This is a genomic window from Methylobacterium sp. Ger2507, assembly GCF_055231875.1.
Genome location: NZ_JBUYVC010000001.1, coordinates 1,714,672 through 1,732,636 on the forward strand (window position 1 = coordinate 1,714,672; position 17,965 = coordinate 1,732,636).

Sequence of the window (17,965 nt, forward strand, 5' to 3'; positions counted from 1 at the left end):
GGATGATGGGAGGAACGCGATGAAGGCACTAGTCTGGCACGGCGCCCAGGACATTCGCTGCGAATCTGTACCCGATCCGCGGATCGAGGACGATCGGGATGCGATCATCAAGGTCACGGCCTGCGCCATCTGCGGATCCGACCTGCATCTCTACGACCACTTCATGCCCGGCATGGAGAAGGGCGACGTCATGGGCCACGAGTTCATGGGCGAGGTGGTCGAGACCGGCAAGGGCGTCAACGGCACCCTGCGCAAGGGCGAGCGGGTGGTGATCCCGTTCACCATCATTTGCGGCGAGTGCGACCAGTGCAAACGCGGCTTCTTCTCGGTCTGCGAGCGCTCGAACCGCAACAAGCACCTCGCCGCCAAGGCGTTCGGGCACACCACCGCCGGGCTCTTCGGCTACACCCACCTCACCGGCGGCTATCAGGGCGGGCAGGCCGAGTACGTCCGCGTGCCCTTCGCCGACAAGACCCACATCAAGGTGCCGGACGGGCTCACCGACGAGCAGGTCCTGTTCCTCGGCGACATCTTCCCGACCGGTTGGCAGGCGGCGGTGCAGGCCGACATCCAGCCCACCGACACGGTGGCGATCTGGGGCGCCGGTCCCGTCGGCCAGATGGCGATCCGCTCTGCGATCCTGCTCGGCGCCCGCCAGGTGGTGTGCATCGACCGGGTGCCCGAGCGCCTGGAGATGGCTCGCGCCGGCGGCGCCGTGACCATCGACAACAGCACCGAGAGCACCGTCGAGCGCCTGAACCAGCTCACCTCCGGCAAGGGCCCGGAGAAGTGCATCGACGCCGTCGGCATGGAGGCGCACGCCCCCCGGGCGCTGGAGCAAGTCTACGACCGGGTCAAACAGGCCATGATGCTGGAGAGCGACCGGGCCACGGTTCTGCGCGAGATGATCTATGTCTGTCGCCCGGCCGGCATCCTCTCGATTCCGGGCGTCTATGGCGGGCTCGTCGACAAGATCCCGATGGGCGCCCTGATGAACAAGGGGCTGACGCTCCGCACCGGGCAGACCCACGTCAACCGTTGGACCGACGATCTCGTCGCCCGCATCGCCGATGGCCAGATCGACCCGTCTTTCGTGATCACCCACCGGGGCGGACTGGCGGACGGTCCGGACCTCTACAAGACCTTCCGCGACAAGAAGGACAACTGCATCAAGGTCGTGCTCCGGCCCTGACCGTCCGCTCCCGTATCCAGACCGAATCAGGAGGCCCGCATGCCCGCATCCGCGTCCCGTCAGGAGCCGAGCGCCCACCGCGCACGCGGGGGAGCCGACGCCCCGTCCGCCCGGCTGTCCTCGGACCGCCGCCGCCGGCCCGATCCGTCCACCCGCCAAGTGGCGCGGGGCCTCGGCTGGTTCTCCCTCGCCCTCGGGGTCACGGAGGTTACCTGCGGCGACGCGATCGCCCGCTGGCTCGGCATGCCGCGCGCCGGTGCCCTGGTGCGGGCCTACGGTGTCCGCGAGATCATCCAGGGCGCCGGCATCCTGGGCGCGCACGATCCGACGCCCTGGATCTGGGCCCGGGTCGCCGGAGACGGCCTCGACCTCGCCACCGTGCTGCCGGGCCTCACCGGCGATCCGCGTCATCGCGCCAACACCGCCGTCGCCCTCGGTGCGCTGGCCGGCGTCGGCGTGGTCGATCTGCTCTGCGCCCGGGCGCTCTCGGATGCGCCGCTGGCCCCCTCGGAGCCGGTGCGGGCGGATTACCGGAGCCGCAGCGGCTTTCCGAGGGGTGTCGCGGCGATGCGCGGCGCCGCCCGCGACGTCCGGCCCCGGGACTTCACCACGCCGGGAAGTCTGCGAGCGTGGAGCTAGACGCGTCGGTCTCACCCGACTGTGACCGCGCGGCGGGCAACGATCCGGGCTGAAACAACTTGGGCAGGGGTGACGCCACGTTCGGGGCGCGCTTTTCATCCCTGACTCACGAGTGTTTGATGACGCCTCAATTCTGGCTTTGGCTCGGCTTTGCCGGCATGGCGGCGGGGGCCGCCACGATCCTGTTCCTGGGCAAGCGCCGCACCCAGGCCGAGGAGGCGGATACGATCATCCACGGGATCGTGCCGATCATCGCCGCCTGTTCCTATTTCGCGATGGCGACCGGGCAGGGCAACATCCTTCTCCCGGCCGGTCCCGAGGCGGCCGACACCGCGCGCCAGTTCTATTTCGCGCGCTACATCGACTGGACCTTCACCACGCCCCTGCTGCTGCTCGGCCTCGCGCGCACCGCGATGCATTCGGGCATGCGCCGCCCGGCCGTCGTCTGGGGTCTGATCGGCTCCGATCTGATCATGATCGTCACGGCCCTGGCCTTCGGCCTGTCCACGGTCGCCTGGATCAAGTGGACCTGGTTCGCCATCTCGTGCGGCGCGTTCGCGGCGGTGTTCTACGGGATCTTCGTCCAGCTGCGCGAGGAGAACGCGGCCGAGCGGGCCGACGTGCAATCCGATTTCCGGCGCAACGCCGTGTTCCTGACCGCGGTGTGGTGCGCCTATCCGGTGGTGCTCCTCGTTGGACAGGACGGTCTCGGCATCCTGTCGCCGGCCGTGGCCCTGGCCGTCGTGGCGATCCTCGATCTCACCGCCAAGGTCGTCTACGGCATCATGGCCACCCGGGAGACCACCCGCGCCGTCGACCGCGACCTCGCCGAGGGCCGTGCCACGGCGACGCCCCTGCGCCGGGCGGCCTGACGGAATGGCGGCGCGCGCGTCCATCCCGTTCCGCGGGACACCGGTTCGAACGCGCCGCCGGATCTGGGCGGGAGCGGAGGCGTGGCTGCTGCCGGCAGCGGGTGCGTTCGTCGCGCTCGTGCTGGTCGCCTCTACCCTCCTGCCGCGCGAGGCCTCCTGGCTCGTCGCCCTCACGGTCGTCATCGTCCTCGGTGTCCCGCACGGCGCCCTCGACGGCGCGGTGGCGGCGCCCCTGCTGCGCCCACGCTATGGCCGGGCCTGGTTCGGGATCTTCGCGGTCCCGTATCTCGGCCTCGCGGCGCTGGTTCTCGTCGCCTGGCAGATCGCGCCCCGCGTCACCCTGGCGGGCTTCCTCGCCCTCTCGGCGATGCATTTCGGGGAGGAGGATGCCGGCCCGGGGCGGCCGTTCGAGGCCCTGGTGCGCGGGGCTCTGCCGATCGCGCTGCCGGCTCTGCTGCGCCCCGACGAGACGGTCGGCCTTTTCGCGGCCGTCACGCGGGTCGCCCTCCCGCAACTCCCGGTCTGGTGGAGCGCCGCCTCGTGGCTCTGGCTGGGTCTGGCGGCCTGCTGGATCGTCGGCCAGCGTCGTCGTCCGACGGTGCTGGCCGAGATGGCCGCGCTCGCCTGCGCCTTCTGGCTGCTGCCGCCGCTTGCCGCCTTCACCCTGTACTTCGTCGGTCTGCACGGACCCCGTCACATGCGCGCCCTGGTGCGCGACCCGCACCGGGCGCCCGGCATCGACACGATGCCGCGGGCGGTGCGCGCGTCGCTGCCGGTGTTCGGCCTGACGCTCCTGATCGGCGCCGGGCTGTGGCCGCTCTACGCCGCCGGGTCCCCGGATGCCGCCGCCGCCCTGCTGGCCCTGACGCTGCAGATGCTCTCCGCCCTGACCGTGCCGCATGTCCTGCTCGACCGGCTGGCGGGCCGGCTCGGAGCCTCGTCGCTGGAGGTCCCGGCTTGCGCCCCGATCAGGCGCCCGCAGCCGGCACCGTCTCGGCGGTGAATCTGGCGAACCCCTTGGCGCGCAGGTCGCAGGCCGGGCACTGGCCGCAGCCGTGGCCCCAGGGATGGCGGTCGCCGCGGGTGCCGAGATAGCAGGTGTGGCTGTCCTCGACGATGAGGTCGACGAGCGCCCGGCCGCCGAGGTCTTCGGCCAGCCGCCAGGTCTCGGCCTTGTCGATCCACATCAGCGGCGTGTGCAGCACGAAGCGGCGATCCATGCCGAGGTTGAGCGCCACCTGCAGCGCCTTGATGGTGTCGTCCCGGCAATCCGGGTAGCCGGAATAATCGGTCTCGCACATGCCGCCGACGAGATGCGTCAGCGACCGACGGTAGGCGAGCGCCGCCGCGAAGGTGAGGAACAGCAGGTTGCGGCCCGGCACGAAGGTGTTGGGCAGACCGCCCGCCTCGAACGCGATGGCGGTATCGCGGGTCAGCGCGGTCTCGGAGACCTGCCCGAGGGCGTCCAGCGCCAGGGTGTGATCCTCGCCGAGGCGCGCCGCCCATTCGGGTTTCAGGGCGGCGATGCCCCGCCGCAGGGTGTCCCGGCAGTCGAGTTCGATGCGGTGGCGCTGGCCGTAATCGAAGCCCAGTGTCTCCACGCGCTCGAAGCGCTGCAGGGCCCAGGCGAGGCAGGTCGTCGAATCCTGTCCCCCGGAGAACAGGACCAGGGCGCTGCCCGCGCTCATCGGTGGCTCTCGCCCTCGTACTCGGCCCAGGACATCGGCGTCTCGTAGACCTTCACGGAGGAGAGGGCCGGCAGCGCCGCCTTGGTGCGCTCCCAGATCCAGGCCGCGATGTGCTCGGCGGTGGGATTCTCCAGCCCCTCGATCTCGTTGAGGCAATAATGGTCGAGGCGGGCCAGGACCGGCGCGAAGGCGTGCTCCACGTCGAAGAAATCCACCACCCAGCCGGTGGCCGGGTCGATGGCGCCCGAGAGGGTGAGTTCGACCCGGTAGGAATGCCCGTGCATGCGGTGGCAGCGATGGGTCTCGGGCACGTTCGGCAGGCGGTGGGCCGCCTCGAAGGTGAAGGCTTGGGTGATTTTCATCGGGTGATCTTCATCGTGCGAGCGGACGGGATCCTGCGGGGTTCCTCACGGAATCCCGATGATCTTGTGGGTCTGGAGCGACAGGCGCCAGCGCGCGTCGCGCCGGCAATAGGCCACGGCCTCGGCGGTGTTGGCGAGCCGGTCCGGCCCGTCCATCGGCTGGAGCCAGTGGTGGCGGAAATCGAGATCCGCGAAGGCGTCCGGGGTGGCCTCGGCCTGCGGGAAGACCAGCTTCAGCTCGTGGCCGCTGCGCTGGACGATGGGGTTGCCGGCCTTCGGGCTGACGCAGATCCAGTCGATGCCCGGCGGGGCCGCCAGGGTGCCGTTGGTCTCGACCGCGATCTCGAAGCCCTGCGCGTGGACGGCGGCGATCAGGGCCTCGTCGAGCTGGAGCAGGGGCTCGCCGCCGGTGAAGACGACGTAGCGGTGGCGCGGCCCGCCCGCCCAGGTTTTCGCGATGGCGTCGGCCAGATCCGGCGCGGTGGAGAACCGCCCGCCGCCCTCGCCATCCATCCCGATGAAGTCGGTGTCGCAGAACCGGCAGGCGGCGGTGGCGCGGTCCTCCTCGCGGCCGGACCAGAGATTGCAGCCGGCAAAGCGGCAGAACACCGCGGCGCGGCCCGCCTGCGCGCCCTCGCCCTGGAGAGTGTGGAACAGTTCCTTGACCGCGTAACCCATCACGTCCTCGGCGCCCGACCCCGCATCGACCCGGCCGGCGCTCCTTAGGCCTTGCAAGACTCTCGTGCCATCGCCCGGCGCCCAGCAGAACCCCGGCGCCTGCCAAAGATGGCTCCCGCGCACATAAGGGCCGTGCGGCGTCGGCACCACAGCGCCGAGGCGGCACCCACCCATGCGCTGAACCGGCCTATACCATGTAATTGCCGACTCCTCGCATCTGCGAGACGGTCCGCCATGCTGTTGCCACGGAACCCGTCTTGATGGGGGTCGTGCCACCCTCCGGCGACCTGCGCATCGGCGCTTGATGCCGCCCCAGGTCGATGGCATGCAAGCTTGGCCGTTGACCGGCCGTCCTCCCAGGCCGATCCTCGATCGCGCCGTTGCGTTCCTTTCTGAGACAGGCCTGATGTCGAACGGATTGTTGAGGCGGCTCGTCGTTGGTCTCGCGGTGGCGGCGGGATTGCTCGGCGCCGGACCCGCGAGCGCCGTGACGGCCCCGATCCTGGTGGTCGACGTCGATTCCGGCAAGGTGATCTACGGCCAGGCGGCCACCGACCCGTGGTTTCCCGCCTCCATCACCAAGCTGATGACCGCCTACGTCGCCCTCGACCTGGTGCGGCAGGGCAAGCTCTCCCTCGACACGCTCCTGACGATCTCGCCGGCGGCCGCCGCCGAGCCGCCCTCGAAGATGGGCTTCCGGCCGGGCACCAAGCTCACCCTCGACAACGCCCTGAAGATCATCATGGTCAAGTCGGCCAACGACGTGGCCTGGGCGATCGGCGAGAATCTCGGCGGCTCGGTCGAGGGCTTCGCCCAGATGATGAACGAGACCGCTCAGCGCATCGGCATGCGGGAAAGCCGCTGGACCAATCCGAACGGCCTGCCGGATGCCCGGCAATGGACGTCGGCCCGCGACATGGCCGTTCTCGGCCGCGCCCTCATCCGCGATTTCCCCGAGAGCCGGGCTTTGTTCTCGATCAGCGCCATCCAGTTCGGCCGCTCGGTCATGGCCAATCACAACGGCCTGCTCGGGCGCTATGCCGGCGCCGACGGCATGAAGACCGGGTTCATCTGCTCGGGCGGCTTCAACGTGGTGGCCACCGCGACCCGCAACGGCCGCCGCATCCTCACGGTGGTGATGGGCCAGCCCAGCGCCCGCGAGCGCGACCTGAAGGCCGCCGATCTGTTCGATTACGGCTTCGGCCAGTCCCCGGGTTGGGGGGCCCAGACCCTCGACGCCCTGCCGACCTCGGGCGTCTCCGAGCCTCCGGACCTGCGGCCCTATATCTGCGACCGCAAGAAGCCGATGCCGGTGGACGAGGGCCAGGGCGCCATCACGGCGAGCGCGGGCGCCGCCGGAGCCAGCGCCGACAACGCCAACGCGCAGCTGATGGCCGCCGCCGCGCCGCCCTCCGCGGCGCTGGCCTTCGCCACCATGAACAGCGCGGCCCTGCGCAACCGCGCCCTGCCGCCGCGCGCGCCGCTGCAGCCGATCCTGGTCTGGATCGGGCGCGATCCGGCCGAAGGCGCCATCGCGCTCAACGAGCAGGAAGAGGCCGAGAAGGCCGAGAAGGCGGCCAAGGTCGCCGAGGCCCGCAAGGCCAAGCTCGACGCGGTCGCGGCCAAGCGCGAGGCGGCCCAGGCTGCCCGACAGGCGAAGAGCGCCGCAGCCGGATCGGCGAAGACGGCTGCCAAGCCCGCCACCAATCCCGCCACCAAGCCCGAGCCGAAGAAGGCGCTCGCCCGCGGCAAGGCCGGCGTTCCGGCCACGGCCAGCGCCTACGCTCCCGCCGACTCGACGCCCGTGCTGGAGGGCGCCCCGAAGCTGAAGGTCGGCACCGTTAAGAAGCCGGCGGCGAAGGCTGGGGGCAAGACCGATGCGAAGGCCGAGCGCAAGCCGGCCGGTGCTGCCGCGAAGGCGAAGGCCACCAAGTCGGCCGGCAAGGCCCAGGCCGACGAGTAGGACGGCCTCCCGGCATTCGCGTTCGCGTCGCGCGGGCGGGTTGATGGCCGGGCGGGCTATCGCACGCCCACGCTCGGCCCCCGAGCCGTCCACCTTCGGTCAGCGCGCGACGAGGGCAGAGCGCATTGCTGACGTGCTCGCCCACAGGCCCGATGCAACACCGCGTCATTCCGGGGCCGCGGAGCGGAGCCCGGAATCCAGACACGCAGGGGGTGCAGAACTTTCCACCGTCGGCGGATCTGGATTCCGCGCTCGCCTGCGGCGCCCCGGAATGACGATGTGCTTCATACGCGGCCTTCCATCAGGAAGGACTCTCGCGGCCGCGACAGGCGGGCTTCACGAGCGATTCGACAGAGCAACCCCGCCGGCCGGTGCAAAGCTCCACCGATACGCCACCGCACCGGGTGCGTTCTGTAACATTATAACACTCGCGAGGATTGAGCGGGGCGGCCGAGAGGGCTAGGTCAGGGTTATGACCGACCTGTCCCAGCCCGATCCCCGCGCCCCCGAGCCGATCCCGCTCACGGTCCTCACCGGATTCCTCGGCGCCGGCAAGACGACGCTGCTCAACCGGATGCTGCGCGATCCGGCCCTGGCCGACACCGTGGTCATCGTCAACGAGTTCGGCGAGATCGGCCTCGACCATCTGCTGATCGAGCGGATCGACGAGGACATGGTCCTGCTGGGCGCCGGCTGCCTGTGCTGCACCGTGCGCGGCGACCTGATCGCCACCCTGGAAGACCTGCTGCGCAAGCGCGACAACGGCCGTATCCAGCCGTTCCGCCGGCTGGTGATCGAGACGACCGGCCTCGCCGATCCCGCCCCGATCCTGCACGCCCTGATCTACCACCCTTACCTCGTGATCCGGTATCGCCTGCAGGGCGTCGTCACGGTGGTCGATGCCGTCAACGGTGCCTCGACCCTCGATGCCCATGTGGAGGCGGTGCGGCAGGTGGCGGTGGCCGACCAGATCGTGGTGACGAAGCGCGATCTCGCCGCCGATGACGGCCGCGCCCTGGAGGCCCGGCTGCGCGCCCTGAACCCGACCGCCCCGTTCCGGGACGCCGCGGTCGCCCCGGGCGATCTCCTCGGCGGCCTGTTCGGCCTCGACGGCAAGAGCGCCGATGTGCGCGCCTGGCTCGGAGCCGAGGTCGAGCGGGAAGCGCACCAGCATCATGATCACGGCCACCACCATGGCCATCATCACGATGTGAACCGCCACGATGCGTCGATCCGGGCCTTCAGCCTCGCCAGCGACGTGCCCGTGCCCCGGGCCGCCTTCGAGATGTTCCTCGATCTCCTGCGCTCGGCCCACGGGCCGAACCTGCTGCGCCTGAAGGGGCTCGTCGCCCTGGCCGACGCGCCCGAGCGGCCGCTGGTGGTGCACGGAGTCCAGCACATCATCCACGCGCCGGTGCATCTCGACGCCTGGCCGGATGCCGACCACCGCTCGCGCCTCGTGCTGATCGTGCGCGATCTCGATCCGGCCTTCGTCACACGGCTGTGGGACGCCTTCCTCGGCCGGCCGCGCGTCGATGGCCCGGATGCCGAGGCCCTGACCAACAATCCGCTCGCCATCCCGGGCGGCTGAGCCGCTCCGGCTTCGTCCGCCGTCGAGGCCCGTTCGTCCGGAATCGGGCGGCATCGTTCTTGAGACCTCTCCCCCAACCAGCGCCTCCGGGCGCTCCATTGTTCCAGATTGGAACATCGGCGGGATCGGATCGAGACGATGAGACAGCTTTTCACGGTCATCGAAGGCGGCGCGGGGCGGATGGCGGCCCCGGCGAGTGGCGCGAGCCCAGTGTCTCCGGCCCCGGCCGCCAGCGCCTGGCGCATCGACCTCCGGCGGGCGGCGGCCTTCAGCGACGGCGAGATCGCGGCCTGGCGCGCCCTCCTGGTGCGGGTGCGGGTGGCCGACCCGGTCCATGCCGATCCGGATTACCTGCTGTCGGCGGCCCAGCATCAGGCCGGCGGGCGCGATCTCGTCTTCGCCCTCGCATGGCGCACCGGCAACCGCCCCGACCAGCTTGCCGCGATCGTGCCCCTGGCCATGCCGCACACGCTCTGGGGTCAGGCCCGGATCGCGCCGTGGCAGCCGCACGGGACCACCGTCACGCCGACCATCGCGCCCGACAGCGTCGGCGAGGTCCGGGAGGCCCTGGCCGATCACCTGCGGGCGTTGCGTCCGAGGGCCGTGCTGGTGCTCGAATCGGCCGTGGACTCCCCGAAGGCGCCCGAGGGGCCGAGGCTCCTGCGCGCGGTGATCCGGCGCGCCAGCATCCCGACCCACAGCCTGATCGGGGTACGCACCGTTCCGGCCGCGTCCCGGGTGGAGCGGATCAGCGATCCCTATCGGGTTCGCGATGCGGTGGAGGAGTTCCTGCTTCTCGACGCCCAAGTCTCGGCCGCGCCGATCATCGGCGATCCGTCCGAGGCCGCCCTGGTCCGGGTGGTGACGCGCCTGTTCGCGCAGCGCCGACAGGTCACCGTCGCGCTGACGCGGCGGGGCGACGCGGTCGTCGCCGCCAGCATCACCCTGGGGCACGGCGCCGAGGCGGTGGTCTGGCGCCGCGTGTCCGAGGATGCCTCCACCGGGGTCGCCCCGCGCCGCGCCGACCGCTCGGCCTGAGCCGCGCCGCCGTCCTCTACTCGTCCTCGCCGAATTTGTTGGCGAGCAGATCGGCGATGGCGCTCATGCAGCTCTCGGCGTCGCTGCCCGAGGTCACCACCGCGATCGAGGTGCCCTGCGCCGCCCCGAGGGTCAGCAGGCCCATGATCGAGCGCCCGCCCACCGTCTCACCCGAGCGGGTGACGGTGACGGCAGCGTCGAATCGCTCCACCGTCTGGACGAACTTCGCCGAGGCCCGGGCGTGCAGGCCGCGCCGGTTGATGATCGGCAGCACCTGGATCAGGCCGCCCTCGGGCACCGGCGGGAGGGTGTCCTCGGCGTCGTCTTCGTCGTGGCTCATGGGTTCGTCGTGGCTCATGGGCGTTGGCCGTTCCCTCGCTGGCGAACCGCGCCGCGTCGCACGGCCTCGGCGGGTCCCCGCGTCGGGCGGGTCCCTGGAATGCCTGTAAGCTGTGGTGGGGGCGTAAGAAAGGCTATTTGCCGGCGAGCACGCGCGAGGCGACGTTGATGTATTTCCGGCCCGCCTCCTGGGCGTGCAGGACGGCATCGCCGAGGGGCTCGGCATCGCGCACGCTGGCGAGCTTGATCAGCATCGGGAGGTTGATGCCGGCCACGACCTCGACCTGTCCGCCGTTCATGCACGAAAGGGCAAGGTTCGAGGGCGTGCCGCCGAACATGTCGGTGAGCACGACGACGCCCTTGCCCGTATTCACGCGGCCGACGGCCGTCATGATGTCGAGCCGGCGCAGCTCCATATCGTCCTCGGGACCGATGGTAATGGTCTCGATCTGCTTCTGCGGCCCGACGACGTGTTCAAGGGCAGCCTTGAACTCGGTCGCCAGCAGGCCGTGGGTGACGAGCACCATTCCAATCATCGACGCGGGTTCCAACGCCTTGTGAGCGGAGCCGCCATTTTGTGCAGCGCACGGTCGAGCGCAAGGTGATTGCGGCGTTTTGTATGCTCGGCCGTCATCATCATGCCACGGTGGTGGCTCCGGCGCTACGGTCCCGGGTCCGGCGGCAGCGTCAGGATTGGCCGGTGCGTCCCAAGCGCCACGCCGCCGCAGCCCGCGAGGGCGTCGAGGACGAGGCGCGGCCCGAGCCCGGACCGCAGCAGGCCCGGATCGAGGCGCAGGGCCGGCAGGGCGCGATCGAGCAGCACGACGGACGCCAGGGGGCGCTCCGGCAGGCGGGGGAGTTCCGCCACGAGATCGACGACGAGGCGGACCGGCACCGACGACAGGGTGTCGTTGGCGCGCAGGAGCCCGAGGCCCCGCACCTCGATGCGGTCGGCGAGCACCGGATCGGCATGCGCGATCACCGCTGTGCCGTCGCAGGTGAGCCGAACGCGGTCGTCGGCCACGAGGGCGGCCGGCGTACCCACCAGGGCGGCCCTGTCGAGAAGCAGGAGCGCCAGGGTCGACTTGCCCGACCCCGAGGGACCGCGGATCAGCAGGCCGGCCCGGCCGAGGGCGACGCAGCTGGCATGCACCGCTTCGCTCCGGTGCGACGGGTCGGGCATCGCCGCGCCGGCCTCCGGGCTCAGCGGGCCGCCGCCGGCAGGCGCACGATGAAGCGGGCGCCGCGCACCGTCGGCTCGCCGTCCTCGTCGGCCGGACCCGGGCGGTTTTCGGCCCGGATCGTGCCCCGATGGGCCTGGACGATCTGGCGCGAGATCGAGAGGCCGAGGCCGGAATTCTGACCGAACCCCTGCTCGGGACGGTCGGTATAGAAGCGCTCGAAGATCCGCTCCAGGGCATGCTCGGGGATGCCCGGCCCCTCGTCCTCGACGATCAACTCCACGTCGTTGCGCACCCGGCGCAGGGCCACCCGCACCTTGGCGTCGGGGGGCGAGAACGAGCGGGCATTGTCCAGGAGGTTGTTGACCACCTGCCCGAGCCGGCTGTCATGGCCGAAGATGGTGAAGGGCGAATCGGTCTCTCCGGCCGGCGCGTCGCAGTCGAACTGGATCGGCGCGTCCTTTGCGCGACGGCGCTCGTTGGCCACCGAGACCACGGTGGACATCAGCTTGCGCATGTCGACCCGGCGCGCCTCCGCGCGGGCCAGTTCCGCGTCGAGGCGCGAGGCGTCGGAGATGTCCGAGATCAGCCGGTCGAGGCGCTTCACGTCGTGCTGGATGATCGCCAGCAGGCGGCTGCGCGAATCGTCGGATTTGGCCAGCGGCAGCGTCTCGACGGCGCTGCGCAGGGAGGTCAGCGGATTCTTCAGTTCGTGGCTGACATCGGCCGCGAAGCTCTCGATGGCGTCGATCCGGCGGTAGAGCGCCTGGGTCATGTCGCGCAGCGCCCCCGACAGGTGGCCGATCTCGTCGGTGCGCCCGGTGAAATCCGGGATCTCCTCGCGCGACTTGATGCCGAGGCGGACCTTCTCGGCCGCATCGGCGAGGCGCCGCACCGGCCCCGCGATGGCACCGGCGAGCAGGATCGACAGCACCAGCATCACGGCCGCCGCGATGAGGAAGACCTGCAGCAGGCCGAATCGCTCCGAGGCGATGACCCGGTCGATGTCGCCCCCTTGCGTCGACAGCATCAGGGCGCCGCGCACGGAATTCGCGCGCTGGATCGGCACCGCCACCGACACGATGGTCTCGCCCGCCGGGTTGCGGCGCACGATGGTGCCGCGCGCGCCCGAGAGCGCCACCTGCACCTCCTTCAGGCTGTGCCCGCTGGCCGGGCCGACATCCTCGCTGACGCCGGGCGGGGCGTCGCCGCCGAAGCGCGCCCCGAACCGTGCCTGCAGGGACTCCCAGGTCGCCTCCAGCCAGGTGCGCTTGCGCGGGCGCACGTCCGGGTCGCTCCGGCCCATCTCGCCCCGGGCCGAGAGGGTGCGGGTGTCGAACAGAAGGCCGCCCTCCTGGTCGTAGACCCGGGCGCGGTTGCCCGTGGGGGTGATCAGCCGGCGCAGCAGCGGGGCCACCCGCTCGGGATTCAGCGAGAAGGTGAGGGGGGAGGACAGTTCCTCGGCCTCGCCGGCCTGGAGCTGGAGCAGCTTGTCGGGATCGATCCGGATCGCGTCGGTCTCGACCGAGGCCGAGGACGCGATGGCGCCGGCGATGATCTCGCCCTGGATCAGCAGGCTCTGCACCCGCGCCTGGATCAGCCCCTGGCGGAACTGGTTCAGGTAGAGGAAGCCGAACAGCAGCGCGATCAGCCCGACGAGGTTGAGCACGACGATGCGCCGCGTCAGGCTCGACGAAGCACGTTGGCCGATCCCGTTCCAGATCTGGCGCGGCCAGCCCAGCACGCCGCGCGACGGAATTTCGGCTTGGTCTGTGGAGGGCACGATCGTCCGTTGTCAGGGAAGGGGCGGGCTATGCGGGAAACCGGAGGGGGCCGGCCGGGGCCGGACCTCAGCTTTCCTTGAAGCGGTAGCCGACGCCGTAGAGCGTCTCGATCATGTCGAAGTTGGTGTCGGTCACCTTGAACTTCTTGCGCAGGCGCTTGATGTGGCTGTCGATGGTGCGGTCGTCGACGTAGACCTGGTCGTCGTAGGCGGCGTCCATCAGGGCGTTGCGGCTCTTCACGACGCCGGGGCGGTGGGCCAGCGCCTGGAGGATCAGGAACTCCGTCACCGTCAGGGTCACGGGCTCGCCCTTCCAGGTGCAGGTGTGGCGCTCGGGATCCATCATCAGCAGGCCGCGCTCCAGGGAGCGGGCGGCGGCATCGGCCTCGCGGGCGGCGGCGCCCGGGCCGTCCTTCGGGGCGAAGCGGCGCAGCACCGCCTTCACGCGCTCGACCAGGAGCCGCTGCGAGAACGGCTTATGGATGAAGTCGTCGGCGCCCATCTTGAGGCCGAACAATTCGTCGATCTCTTCGTCCTTCGAGGTCAGAAAGATCACCGGAAGGTCGGATTTCTGCCGCAGACGCCTGAGAAGTTCCATTCCGTCCATGCGCGGCATCTTGATGTCGAAGATCGCGAGATCGGGCGGGGAATGCTTCAGCCCGTCGAGCGCCGAGGCGCCGTCGGTATAGGTCTGGATGCGGTACCCCTCGGTCTCGAGCGCGATCGAGACGGAGGTGAGGATGTTTCGGTCGTCGTCCACGAGGGCGATGGTCGGCATGCGCGTGTCCTGTTGCTCGGATGCGGCTTGGCGGACGTCTGACGGCGCCCGCCCCTCCGCATCCCACCCTGATTCGCCGTCGTGGACGGCGGGCAAGGATCGGCAAAAACGCGGTGGCGACCGTGCCGGGGAGGCGGGCCGCGTTCGCGCGGAGAGTCAGGCTGTGTAATGGCAACGGGCGATAAAAGCGAGCGATCTCGGTTGTTTGTCCGTTTGGTGCTTGACTGAGGCCATTGGGCCGCATGTCTGCGCTCTCGTGCGGAGCGGATTGCAACCGCTATGATCCGCCGGCTGAACGCGGCCTGAGCGCCGCGGCGCGATCACGAATTCGGGGGATCATCGATGGCCGAGGCTGACAACAACGCCGGGTCCGCGCCGCGCCGGCAGGCGGCTCCGCTTCCGGCGGCCGAGGCCCCGTTCGACGCGATCGGACTGGCGCGGCACCTCCTGCGCAGCATCCGCTCCGGCGCGCTCGCCACCCTCGACCCGGAGGACGGCACGCCCTTCGTCTCGCTGGTGACCCTCGCCACCGACGTCGACGGCACGCCCCTGATGCTGCTGTCGCGGCTCTCGGCCCACACCCGCAACCTGCTGGCGGATTCCCGCGCCTCGCTGCTGTTCAGCGCCGGCGGCAAGGGCGACCCGCTGGCCCATCCGCGCCTGACCGTGACCGGGCGCGTGACGCAGACGGCCGAGCCGCGCGCCCGCGCCCGATTCGTGGCCCGGCATCCGAAATCCAAGCTCTATGCCGATTTCCCGGATTTCGGGTTCTTCGCTCTGGAGCCGAAGGCCGGGCATCTCAACGGCGGTTTCGCCAAGGCCGCCGTGCTGACGGCCGCGGAATTGCGCCTGGATCTCACCGGCGCGGAGGGGCTGGTGGCGGGCGAGGCCGGCGCCGTCGAGCACATGAACGCCGACCACGCCGACGCCCTCGCGCTCTACGCCCAGGGAGCCGGCGCCGAACCCGGGCCGTGGCGGCTCACCGGCCTCGACCCGGAGGGCCTGGACCTCCTCACCGGCGACCGGACCGCGCGGGTGCTCTACCCCGAGCCGGTCCGCGAGATGGGCGCCCTGCGCAAGGCCCTGGTGGCGATGGCGGCCCGGGCACGGGCCGGGGAGGCCGCCCCGGCCGATTAGGCCCGGGCGCGGATCGATTCGCCGACACGAACGCGCCGGGGCGAATGTCCGGATCGACGTTCGCCCCGGCCGCTCCGTCGCGCCCTTACTTCTTGTCGTGCGGATGCGTCTTGCTGTGGTCGTGCGTGTGGCCGTCCTTGGTCGCGTGCACCGGCTTGGTGCTCTCGGTCACGTCGACGCGCTCGGGCATGCCGCGGTTGGTGTGGTGGTTCGGGCCGCCCGAGACGCCGCCGGTGTTCGGGACGGCCTGCGACGGGTTGTCGGAGTTTCCGCTGCCCTCCGTGGCGGAGGCCTGTCCCGCCAGGGCGGTCATCAGGGCCAGGGACAGAAGCGTGATGGTGATGCGCGACATGGTCTCGTCCTCAAGTTTCGCAGCCCCGTCGGCTGCGTCGAGACCTGATGTAGCCGAGGCGTTTGGCTCCCCGATGCCGGGTCTGTGACGAAGTGTGGCGCAGGGCGCCGAACCCTCGCCGCGGGACGCGGCCGCCGCAGCCGGTCGGGCGCGGCAGGGTGATCCGCACCCGCAGGCCGCCGCCGGGCCGGGTCTCCAGGCCGATGCGGCCGCCCTCCGCCTCGATCACCCGGCGCGCGATGGTCAGGCCGAGGCCGGTCCCCCCGGTGTTGCGGTTGCGCGAGGTTTCCAGGCGGGTGAACGGTGCGAAGGCCCGCTCGACCGCGTCGGCGGGAAGGCCGGGGCCGTCGTCGTCGACCTGCAGCTCCAGGGTCGCGTCCGCGATGGTCAGGCCGATCCGGGCCCGTTCCCCGTACCGGACGGCGTTGTCGACCACGTTGTCGAGGGCGCGCCGGAGCGCCACCGGCCGGATGGCGGCGAGCGCCCGGCCGGGTCCGTCGTAGACGACCGCATGTCCGGCATCCTGCCCTGCATCGGCGATGCTCATCAGCAGGCTGGCGACGTTGGTGACCCGCCGGACCTCCGGATCGGCATCGCCGCGCAGGTAGGCCAGCGTCGAGTCGATCATGGCCTGCATGTCGTCGAGGTCGGATGCCATCGCGTGGCGCTGCGCCGCGTCGGTGACGCCGTCCAGGCGCAGGCGCAGGCGCGCGATCGGCGTCCGCAGATCGTGGGACACGGCGGCGAGCGCCTGGGTCCGCTCGGTGACGAGGTCCCGGATCCGCACCTGCATGCCGTTGAGGGCGCGGGCGATCGCGCGGGTCTCGTCGGGGCCGACCTCGGGCACCGGCACCATCCGGCCCTGGCCGACGGCATGGCCGATCAGCCCGGTGATGTGGCCGAGCGCGCGCAGCGGCCGGGCGATCCGGCTGGTCAGGAACACGGCGGCGAGGCCGACCAGGATCGCCATCGCGGTCGCCAGCATGGCCCAGGGATTGCGCAGGGCCATGCCCGAGGCGTGGGCCGAGTGGAAGGCGAGCTGGCTGCCGTCCGCGAGCGCCAGCGTCCCGCCGAGATCGAGCCGGTGGAGTGGGTCCGTGTCGCCCTCCATCGCCAGGGAGAGGCCGGTGCCGAGGCTGGAATCGAGGGCGGTCAGGCGCCGGTGCAGGGGGGCCAGGGCCGGGTCGCTGCGGGGCCGGGGCGGGGCGGGGGTCTCCGTCCAGGCGACCTCGAAATGCGGATTGGACAGCGCCTTGGCCTCGGCGTTCCGCTCCGCCGGCGGGCGCCGCATCACCGCGTCGCGGGCCAGGGCGAGCTGTGACGCGACCTGGGCCGCGAAGGCCTCGTCGGCGGCCGCGGCCGCCGACTGGCGATAGAGCAGCAGGGCTCCGCCATGGACGGCCAGGATGGCGGCCAGCAGGACGACGAGTGTCCGGGCCTCGAGGCTGCGCGCCAGGGCGAAGACCCGTCTCACCGGCGCTCCACCTTCGCGGCCAGCATGTAGCCCGAGCCCCGCACCGTCTTGATCACCGGCGGCTCGCCCTCGGGCGGGTCGAGCTTGCGCCGCAGGCGGCTGACGAGGGTGTCGACGCTGCGGTCGGACGGCGATCCCAGGCGCGCGCGCGACAGTTCGAGGATCTGCTCGCGGCCGAGCACCCGCCCGGGATGGTCGAGGAACACCAGGAGGAGGTCGTATTCCGCACCGGACAGGTCGACGCCGGCGCCGTCCGGGTCGACCAGCGCACGGCTGCGCAGGTCGAGGCGCCAACCCGCGAAGGCCAGGGCCTCGCCGCTGCCCGGGGAGGCCGCCGGCGTCAGGACGGAGCGACGCAGCACCGCCCGGACGCGGGCCAGCAGCTCCGGGCGCCCGAACGGCTTGGCGATGTAATCGTCGGCCCCGAGTTCCAGGCCCAGCACCCGGTCCGCCTCTTCGCCGCGCGCGCTGACGATGATGACCGGCACCGTGGAGCGGACGCGCAGCGCGCGCAGCAGGTCGAGGCCCGACGCACCGGGCAGCATGACGTCGAGGAGGATCAGGTCGACCCCGCCCTGGGGCAGGAGCCGCCACATCTCGGCGCCGCTGCGGCATCCGGTGACGCGGTAGCCGCTGTCCCGCAGCGCCCGGGTCACCAGGATGCGCAGGCCGTCATCGTCTTCCACCAGGAGGACGTGGCCCAGGTCCGGCATCGGACCGGATTCCTCCAGGGGGTTCATGGCTGACGTCTCGGCTCCGGGGATGCGGCCGCTGCGGCGAATCGGCGGGCGGTGGGAATCAGCCGGAAATCGCAGGCCGCCGCAAGCCCGCTGCTGACCCGGCTCCCCGGCCGGGTCCGGCGCAGGCGGCGCACTCGCCGCAGGGGTGGGACCGTAGG

General features: G+C 71.3%; 19 protein-coding genes. 8 read left to right on the forward strand and 11 right to left on the reverse strand.

The window, feature by feature from the left end; translation table 11 throughout:
- Positions 1 to 19: 19 nt before the first annotated feature.
- The 4 genes from ACV7NL_RS07960 (at position 20) to ACV7NL_RS07975 (ending at position 3,706) form a co-directional block, all read left to right on the forward strand.
- Entirely contained in the window at positions 20 to 1,192 is a 1,173-nt protein-coding gene (locus ACV7NL_RS07960; RefSeq protein ID WP_056179346.1) for a zinc-dependent alcohol dehydrogenase, read from the forward strand.
- Positions 1,193 to 1,231: 39 nt separating this feature from the next.
- Entirely contained in the window at positions 1,232 to 1,831 is a 600-nt protein-coding gene (locus ACV7NL_RS07965) for a cyclase dehydrase (protein WP_463355354.1), read from the forward strand.
- Positions 1,832 to 1,950: 119 nt separating this feature from the next.
- On the forward strand, positions 1,951 to 2,703 hold the full coding sequence (locus tag ACV7NL_RS07970; protein WP_463355355.1) for a bacteriorhodopsin: 753 nt from the start codon (positions 1,951 to 1,953) through the stop codon (positions 2,701 to 2,703).
- Positions 2,704 to 2,707: 4 nt separating this feature from the next.
- A complete protein-coding gene (locus ACV7NL_RS07975; RefSeq protein WP_463355356.1) occupies positions 2,708 to 3,706 on the forward strand; it encodes a Brp/Blh family beta-carotene 15,15'-dioxygenase in 999 nt (332 codons plus the stop codon).
- Here ACV7NL_RS07975 and queC read toward each other — a convergent pair.
- From queC to queE, 3 genes are read right to left on the reverse strand one after another with little or no spacing between them, the layout of a single operon-like run.
- Positions 3,672 to 4,391 (reverse strand): 7-cyano-7-deazaguanine synthase QueC, encoded by a 720-nt coding sequence (gene queC, locus ACV7NL_RS07980; protein WP_463355357.1) that lies wholly within the window; start codon positions 4,389 to 4,391, stop codon positions 3,672 to 3,674. The two genes, ACV7NL_RS07975 and queC, sit on opposite strands and share 35 nt — an antisense overlap.
- Positions 4,388 to 4,753, reverse strand: coding sequence for a 6-carboxytetrahydropterin synthase QueD (queD, locus tag ACV7NL_RS07985; protein WP_056179360.1), 366 nt, complete (start codon positions 4,751 to 4,753; stop codon positions 4,388 to 4,390). Before queD ends, queC begins: the two co-directional genes overlap by 4 nt.
- 45 nt (positions 4,754 to 4,798) lie before the next feature.
- Positions 4,799 to 5,431 (reverse strand): 7-carboxy-7-deazaguanine synthase, encoded by a 633-nt coding sequence (gene queE, locus ACV7NL_RS07990; protein ID WP_056484046.1) that lies wholly within the window; start codon positions 5,429 to 5,431, stop codon positions 4,799 to 4,801.
- Between the two features lie 406 nt (positions 5,432 to 5,837).
- Between queE and ACV7NL_RS07995 the strand changes: the two genes are divergently transcribed.
- The 3 genes from ACV7NL_RS07995 to ACV7NL_RS08005 all read left to right on the forward strand — a co-directional run bounded on the left by ACV7NL_RS07995 (position 5,838) and on the right by ACV7NL_RS08005 (position 10,023).
- Entirely contained in the window at positions 5,838 to 7,394 is a 1,557-nt protein-coding gene (locus ACV7NL_RS07995; RefSeq protein ID WP_463355358.1) for a D-alanyl-D-alanine carboxypeptidase family protein, read from the forward strand.
- A gap of 472 nt (positions 7,395 to 7,866) precedes the next feature.
- Complete coding sequence (locus ACV7NL_RS08000) at positions 7,867 to 8,985, forward strand: CobW family GTP-binding protein (protein WP_463355359.1); 1,119 nt, start codon at positions 7,867 to 7,869, stop codon at positions 8,983 to 8,985.
- 138 nt (positions 8,986 to 9,123) lie between these two features.
- Positions 9,124 to 10,023, forward strand: coding sequence for a GNAT family N-acetyltransferase (locus ACV7NL_RS08005; protein WP_463355360.1), 900 nt, complete (start codon positions 9,124 to 9,126; stop codon positions 10,021 to 10,023).
- Between the two features lie 16 nt (positions 10,024 to 10,039).
- Here ACV7NL_RS08005 and ACV7NL_RS08010 read toward each other — a convergent pair whose 3' ends face one another.
- The 5 genes from ACV7NL_RS08010 to ACV7NL_RS08030 all read right to left on the reverse strand — a co-directional run bounded on the left by ACV7NL_RS08010 (position 10,040) and on the right by ACV7NL_RS08030 (position 14,104).
- Positions 10,040 to 10,363 (reverse strand): HPr family phosphocarrier protein, encoded by a 324-nt coding sequence (locus tag ACV7NL_RS08010; RefSeq protein WP_056180048.1) that lies wholly within the window; start codon positions 10,361 to 10,363, stop codon positions 10,040 to 10,042.
- 133 nt (positions 10,364 to 10,496) lie between these two features.
- On the reverse strand, positions 10,497 to 10,898 hold the full coding sequence (locus ACV7NL_RS08015) for a PTS sugar transporter subunit IIA (RefSeq protein ID WP_056179374.1): 402 nt from the start codon (positions 10,896 to 10,898) through the stop codon (positions 10,497 to 10,499).
- 125 nt (positions 10,899 to 11,023) lie between these two features.
- A complete protein-coding gene (locus ACV7NL_RS08020) occupies positions 11,024 to 11,545 on the reverse strand; it encodes an HPr kinase/phosphorylase (RefSeq protein WP_463355361.1) in 522 nt (173 codons plus the stop codon).
- Between the two features lie 20 nt (positions 11,546 to 11,565).
- A complete protein-coding gene (locus ACV7NL_RS08025) occupies positions 11,566 to 13,326 on the reverse strand; it encodes a stimulus-sensing domain-containing protein (protein WP_463355362.1) in 1,761 nt (586 codons plus the stop codon).
- A 67-nt stretch (positions 13,327 to 13,393) separates the two neighbouring features.
- Positions 13,394 to 14,104 (reverse strand): response regulator transcription factor, encoded by a 711-nt coding sequence (locus tag ACV7NL_RS08030; protein ID WP_056179384.1) that lies wholly within the window; start codon positions 14,102 to 14,104, stop codon positions 13,394 to 13,396.
- Positions 14,105 to 14,446: 342 nt separating this feature from the next.
- On the opposite strand from ACV7NL_RS08030, the gene ACV7NL_RS08035 reads away from it, so the two are divergent.
- The gene (locus tag ACV7NL_RS08035) at positions 14,447 to 15,241 is read left to right on the forward strand and encodes a HugZ family pyridoxamine 5'-phosphate oxidase (RefSeq protein ID WP_463355363.1); all 795 of its coding nucleotides are present in this window, start codon (positions 14,447 to 14,449) and stop codon (positions 15,239 to 15,241) included.
- Between the two features lie 85 nt (positions 15,242 to 15,326).
- Here the strand turns inward: ACV7NL_RS08035 and ACV7NL_RS08040 are convergent, their stop codons facing one another.
- Genes ACV7NL_RS08040 through ACV7NL_RS08050 form a run of 3 tightly spaced genes read right to left on the reverse strand, consistent with a single transcriptional unit; the run spans position 15,327 to position 17,807 of the window.
- Complete coding sequence (locus tag ACV7NL_RS08040) at positions 15,327 to 15,593, reverse strand: hypothetical protein (protein WP_463355364.1); 267 nt, start codon at positions 15,591 to 15,593, stop codon at positions 15,327 to 15,329.
- A gap of 10 nt (positions 15,594 to 15,603) precedes the next feature.
- Positions 15,604 to 17,067, reverse strand: coding sequence for an ATP-binding protein (locus ACV7NL_RS08045; protein WP_463355365.1), 1,464 nt, complete (start codon positions 17,065 to 17,067; stop codon positions 15,604 to 15,606).
- Positions 17,064 to 17,807, reverse strand: coding sequence for a response regulator transcription factor (locus ACV7NL_RS08050; protein WP_463355366.1), 744 nt, complete (start codon positions 17,805 to 17,807; stop codon positions 17,064 to 17,066). The genes ACV7NL_RS08045 and ACV7NL_RS08050 overlap by 4 nt, the downstream gene beginning before the upstream one ends.
- Between the last annotated feature and the right edge of the window lie 158 nt (positions 17,808 to 17,965).

Bases quoted from the DNA above. Each gene is read 5' to 3' on its own strand.
- ACV7NL_RS08035 (WP_463355363.1), top strand. From the start codon at position 14,447: ATGGCCGAGGCTGACAACAACGCCGGGTCCGCGCCGCGCCGGCAGGCG.
- queC (WP_463355357.1), bottom strand. From the start codon at position 4,391: ATGAGCGCGGGCAGCGCCCTGGTCCTGTTCTCCGGGGGACAGGATTCG.
- ACV7NL_RS07970 (WP_463355355.1), top strand. From the start codon at position 1,951: ATGACGCCTCAATTCTGGCTTTGGCTCGGCTTTGCCGGCATGGCGGCG.
- queD (WP_056179360.1), bottom strand. From the start codon at position 4,753: ATGAAAATCACCCAAGCCTTCACCTTCGAGGCGGCCCACCGCCTGCCG.
- ACV7NL_RS07960 (WP_056179346.1), top strand. From the start codon at position 20: ATGAAGGCACTAGTCTGGCACGGCGCCCAGGACATTCGCTGCGAATCT.
- ACV7NL_RS07995 (WP_463355358.1), top strand. From the start codon at position 5,838: ATGTCGAACGGATTGTTGAGGCGGCTCGTCGTTGGTCTCGCGGTGGCG.
- ACV7NL_RS07975 (WP_463355356.1), top strand. From the start codon at position 2,708: ATGGCGGCGCGCGCGTCCATCCCGTTCCGCGGGACACCGGTTCGAACG.
- ACV7NL_RS08010 (WP_056180048.1), bottom strand. From the start codon at position 10,363: ATGAGCCACGACGAAGACGACGCCGAGGACACCCTCCCGCCGGTGCCC.
- ACV7NL_RS08050 (WP_463355366.1), bottom strand. From the start codon at position 17,807: ATGAACCCCCTGGAGGAATCCGGTCCGATGCCGGACCTGGGCCACGTC.
- ACV7NL_RS08030 (WP_056179384.1), bottom strand. From the start codon at position 14,104: ATGCCGACCATCGCCCTCGTGGACGACGACCGAAACATCCTCACCTCC.
- ACV7NL_RS07965 (WP_463355354.1), top strand. From the start codon at position 1,232: ATGCCCGCATCCGCGTCCCGTCAGGAGCCGAGCGCCCACCGCGCACGC.
- ACV7NL_RS08015 (WP_056179374.1), bottom strand. From the start codon at position 10,898: ATGATTGGAATGGTGCTCGTCACCCACGGCCTGCTGGCGACCGAGTTC.
- ACV7NL_RS08005 (WP_463355360.1), top strand. From the start codon at position 9,124: ATGAGACAGCTTTTCACGGTCATCGAAGGCGGCGCGGGGCGGATGGCG.
- queE (WP_056484046.1), bottom strand. From the start codon at position 5,431: ATGGGTTACGCGGTCAAGGAACTGTTCCACACTCTCCAGGGCGAGGGC.
- ACV7NL_RS08040 (WP_463355364.1), bottom strand. From the start codon at position 15,593: ATGTCGCGCATCACCATCACGCTTCTGTCCCTGGCCCTGATGACCGCC.
- ACV7NL_RS08020 (WP_463355361.1), bottom strand. From the start codon at position 11,545: ATGCCCGACCCGTCGCACCGGAGCGAAGCGGTGCATGCCAGCTGCGTC.
- ACV7NL_RS08000 (WP_463355359.1), top strand. From the start codon at position 7,867: ATGACCGACCTGTCCCAGCCCGATCCCCGCGCCCCCGAGCCGATCCCG.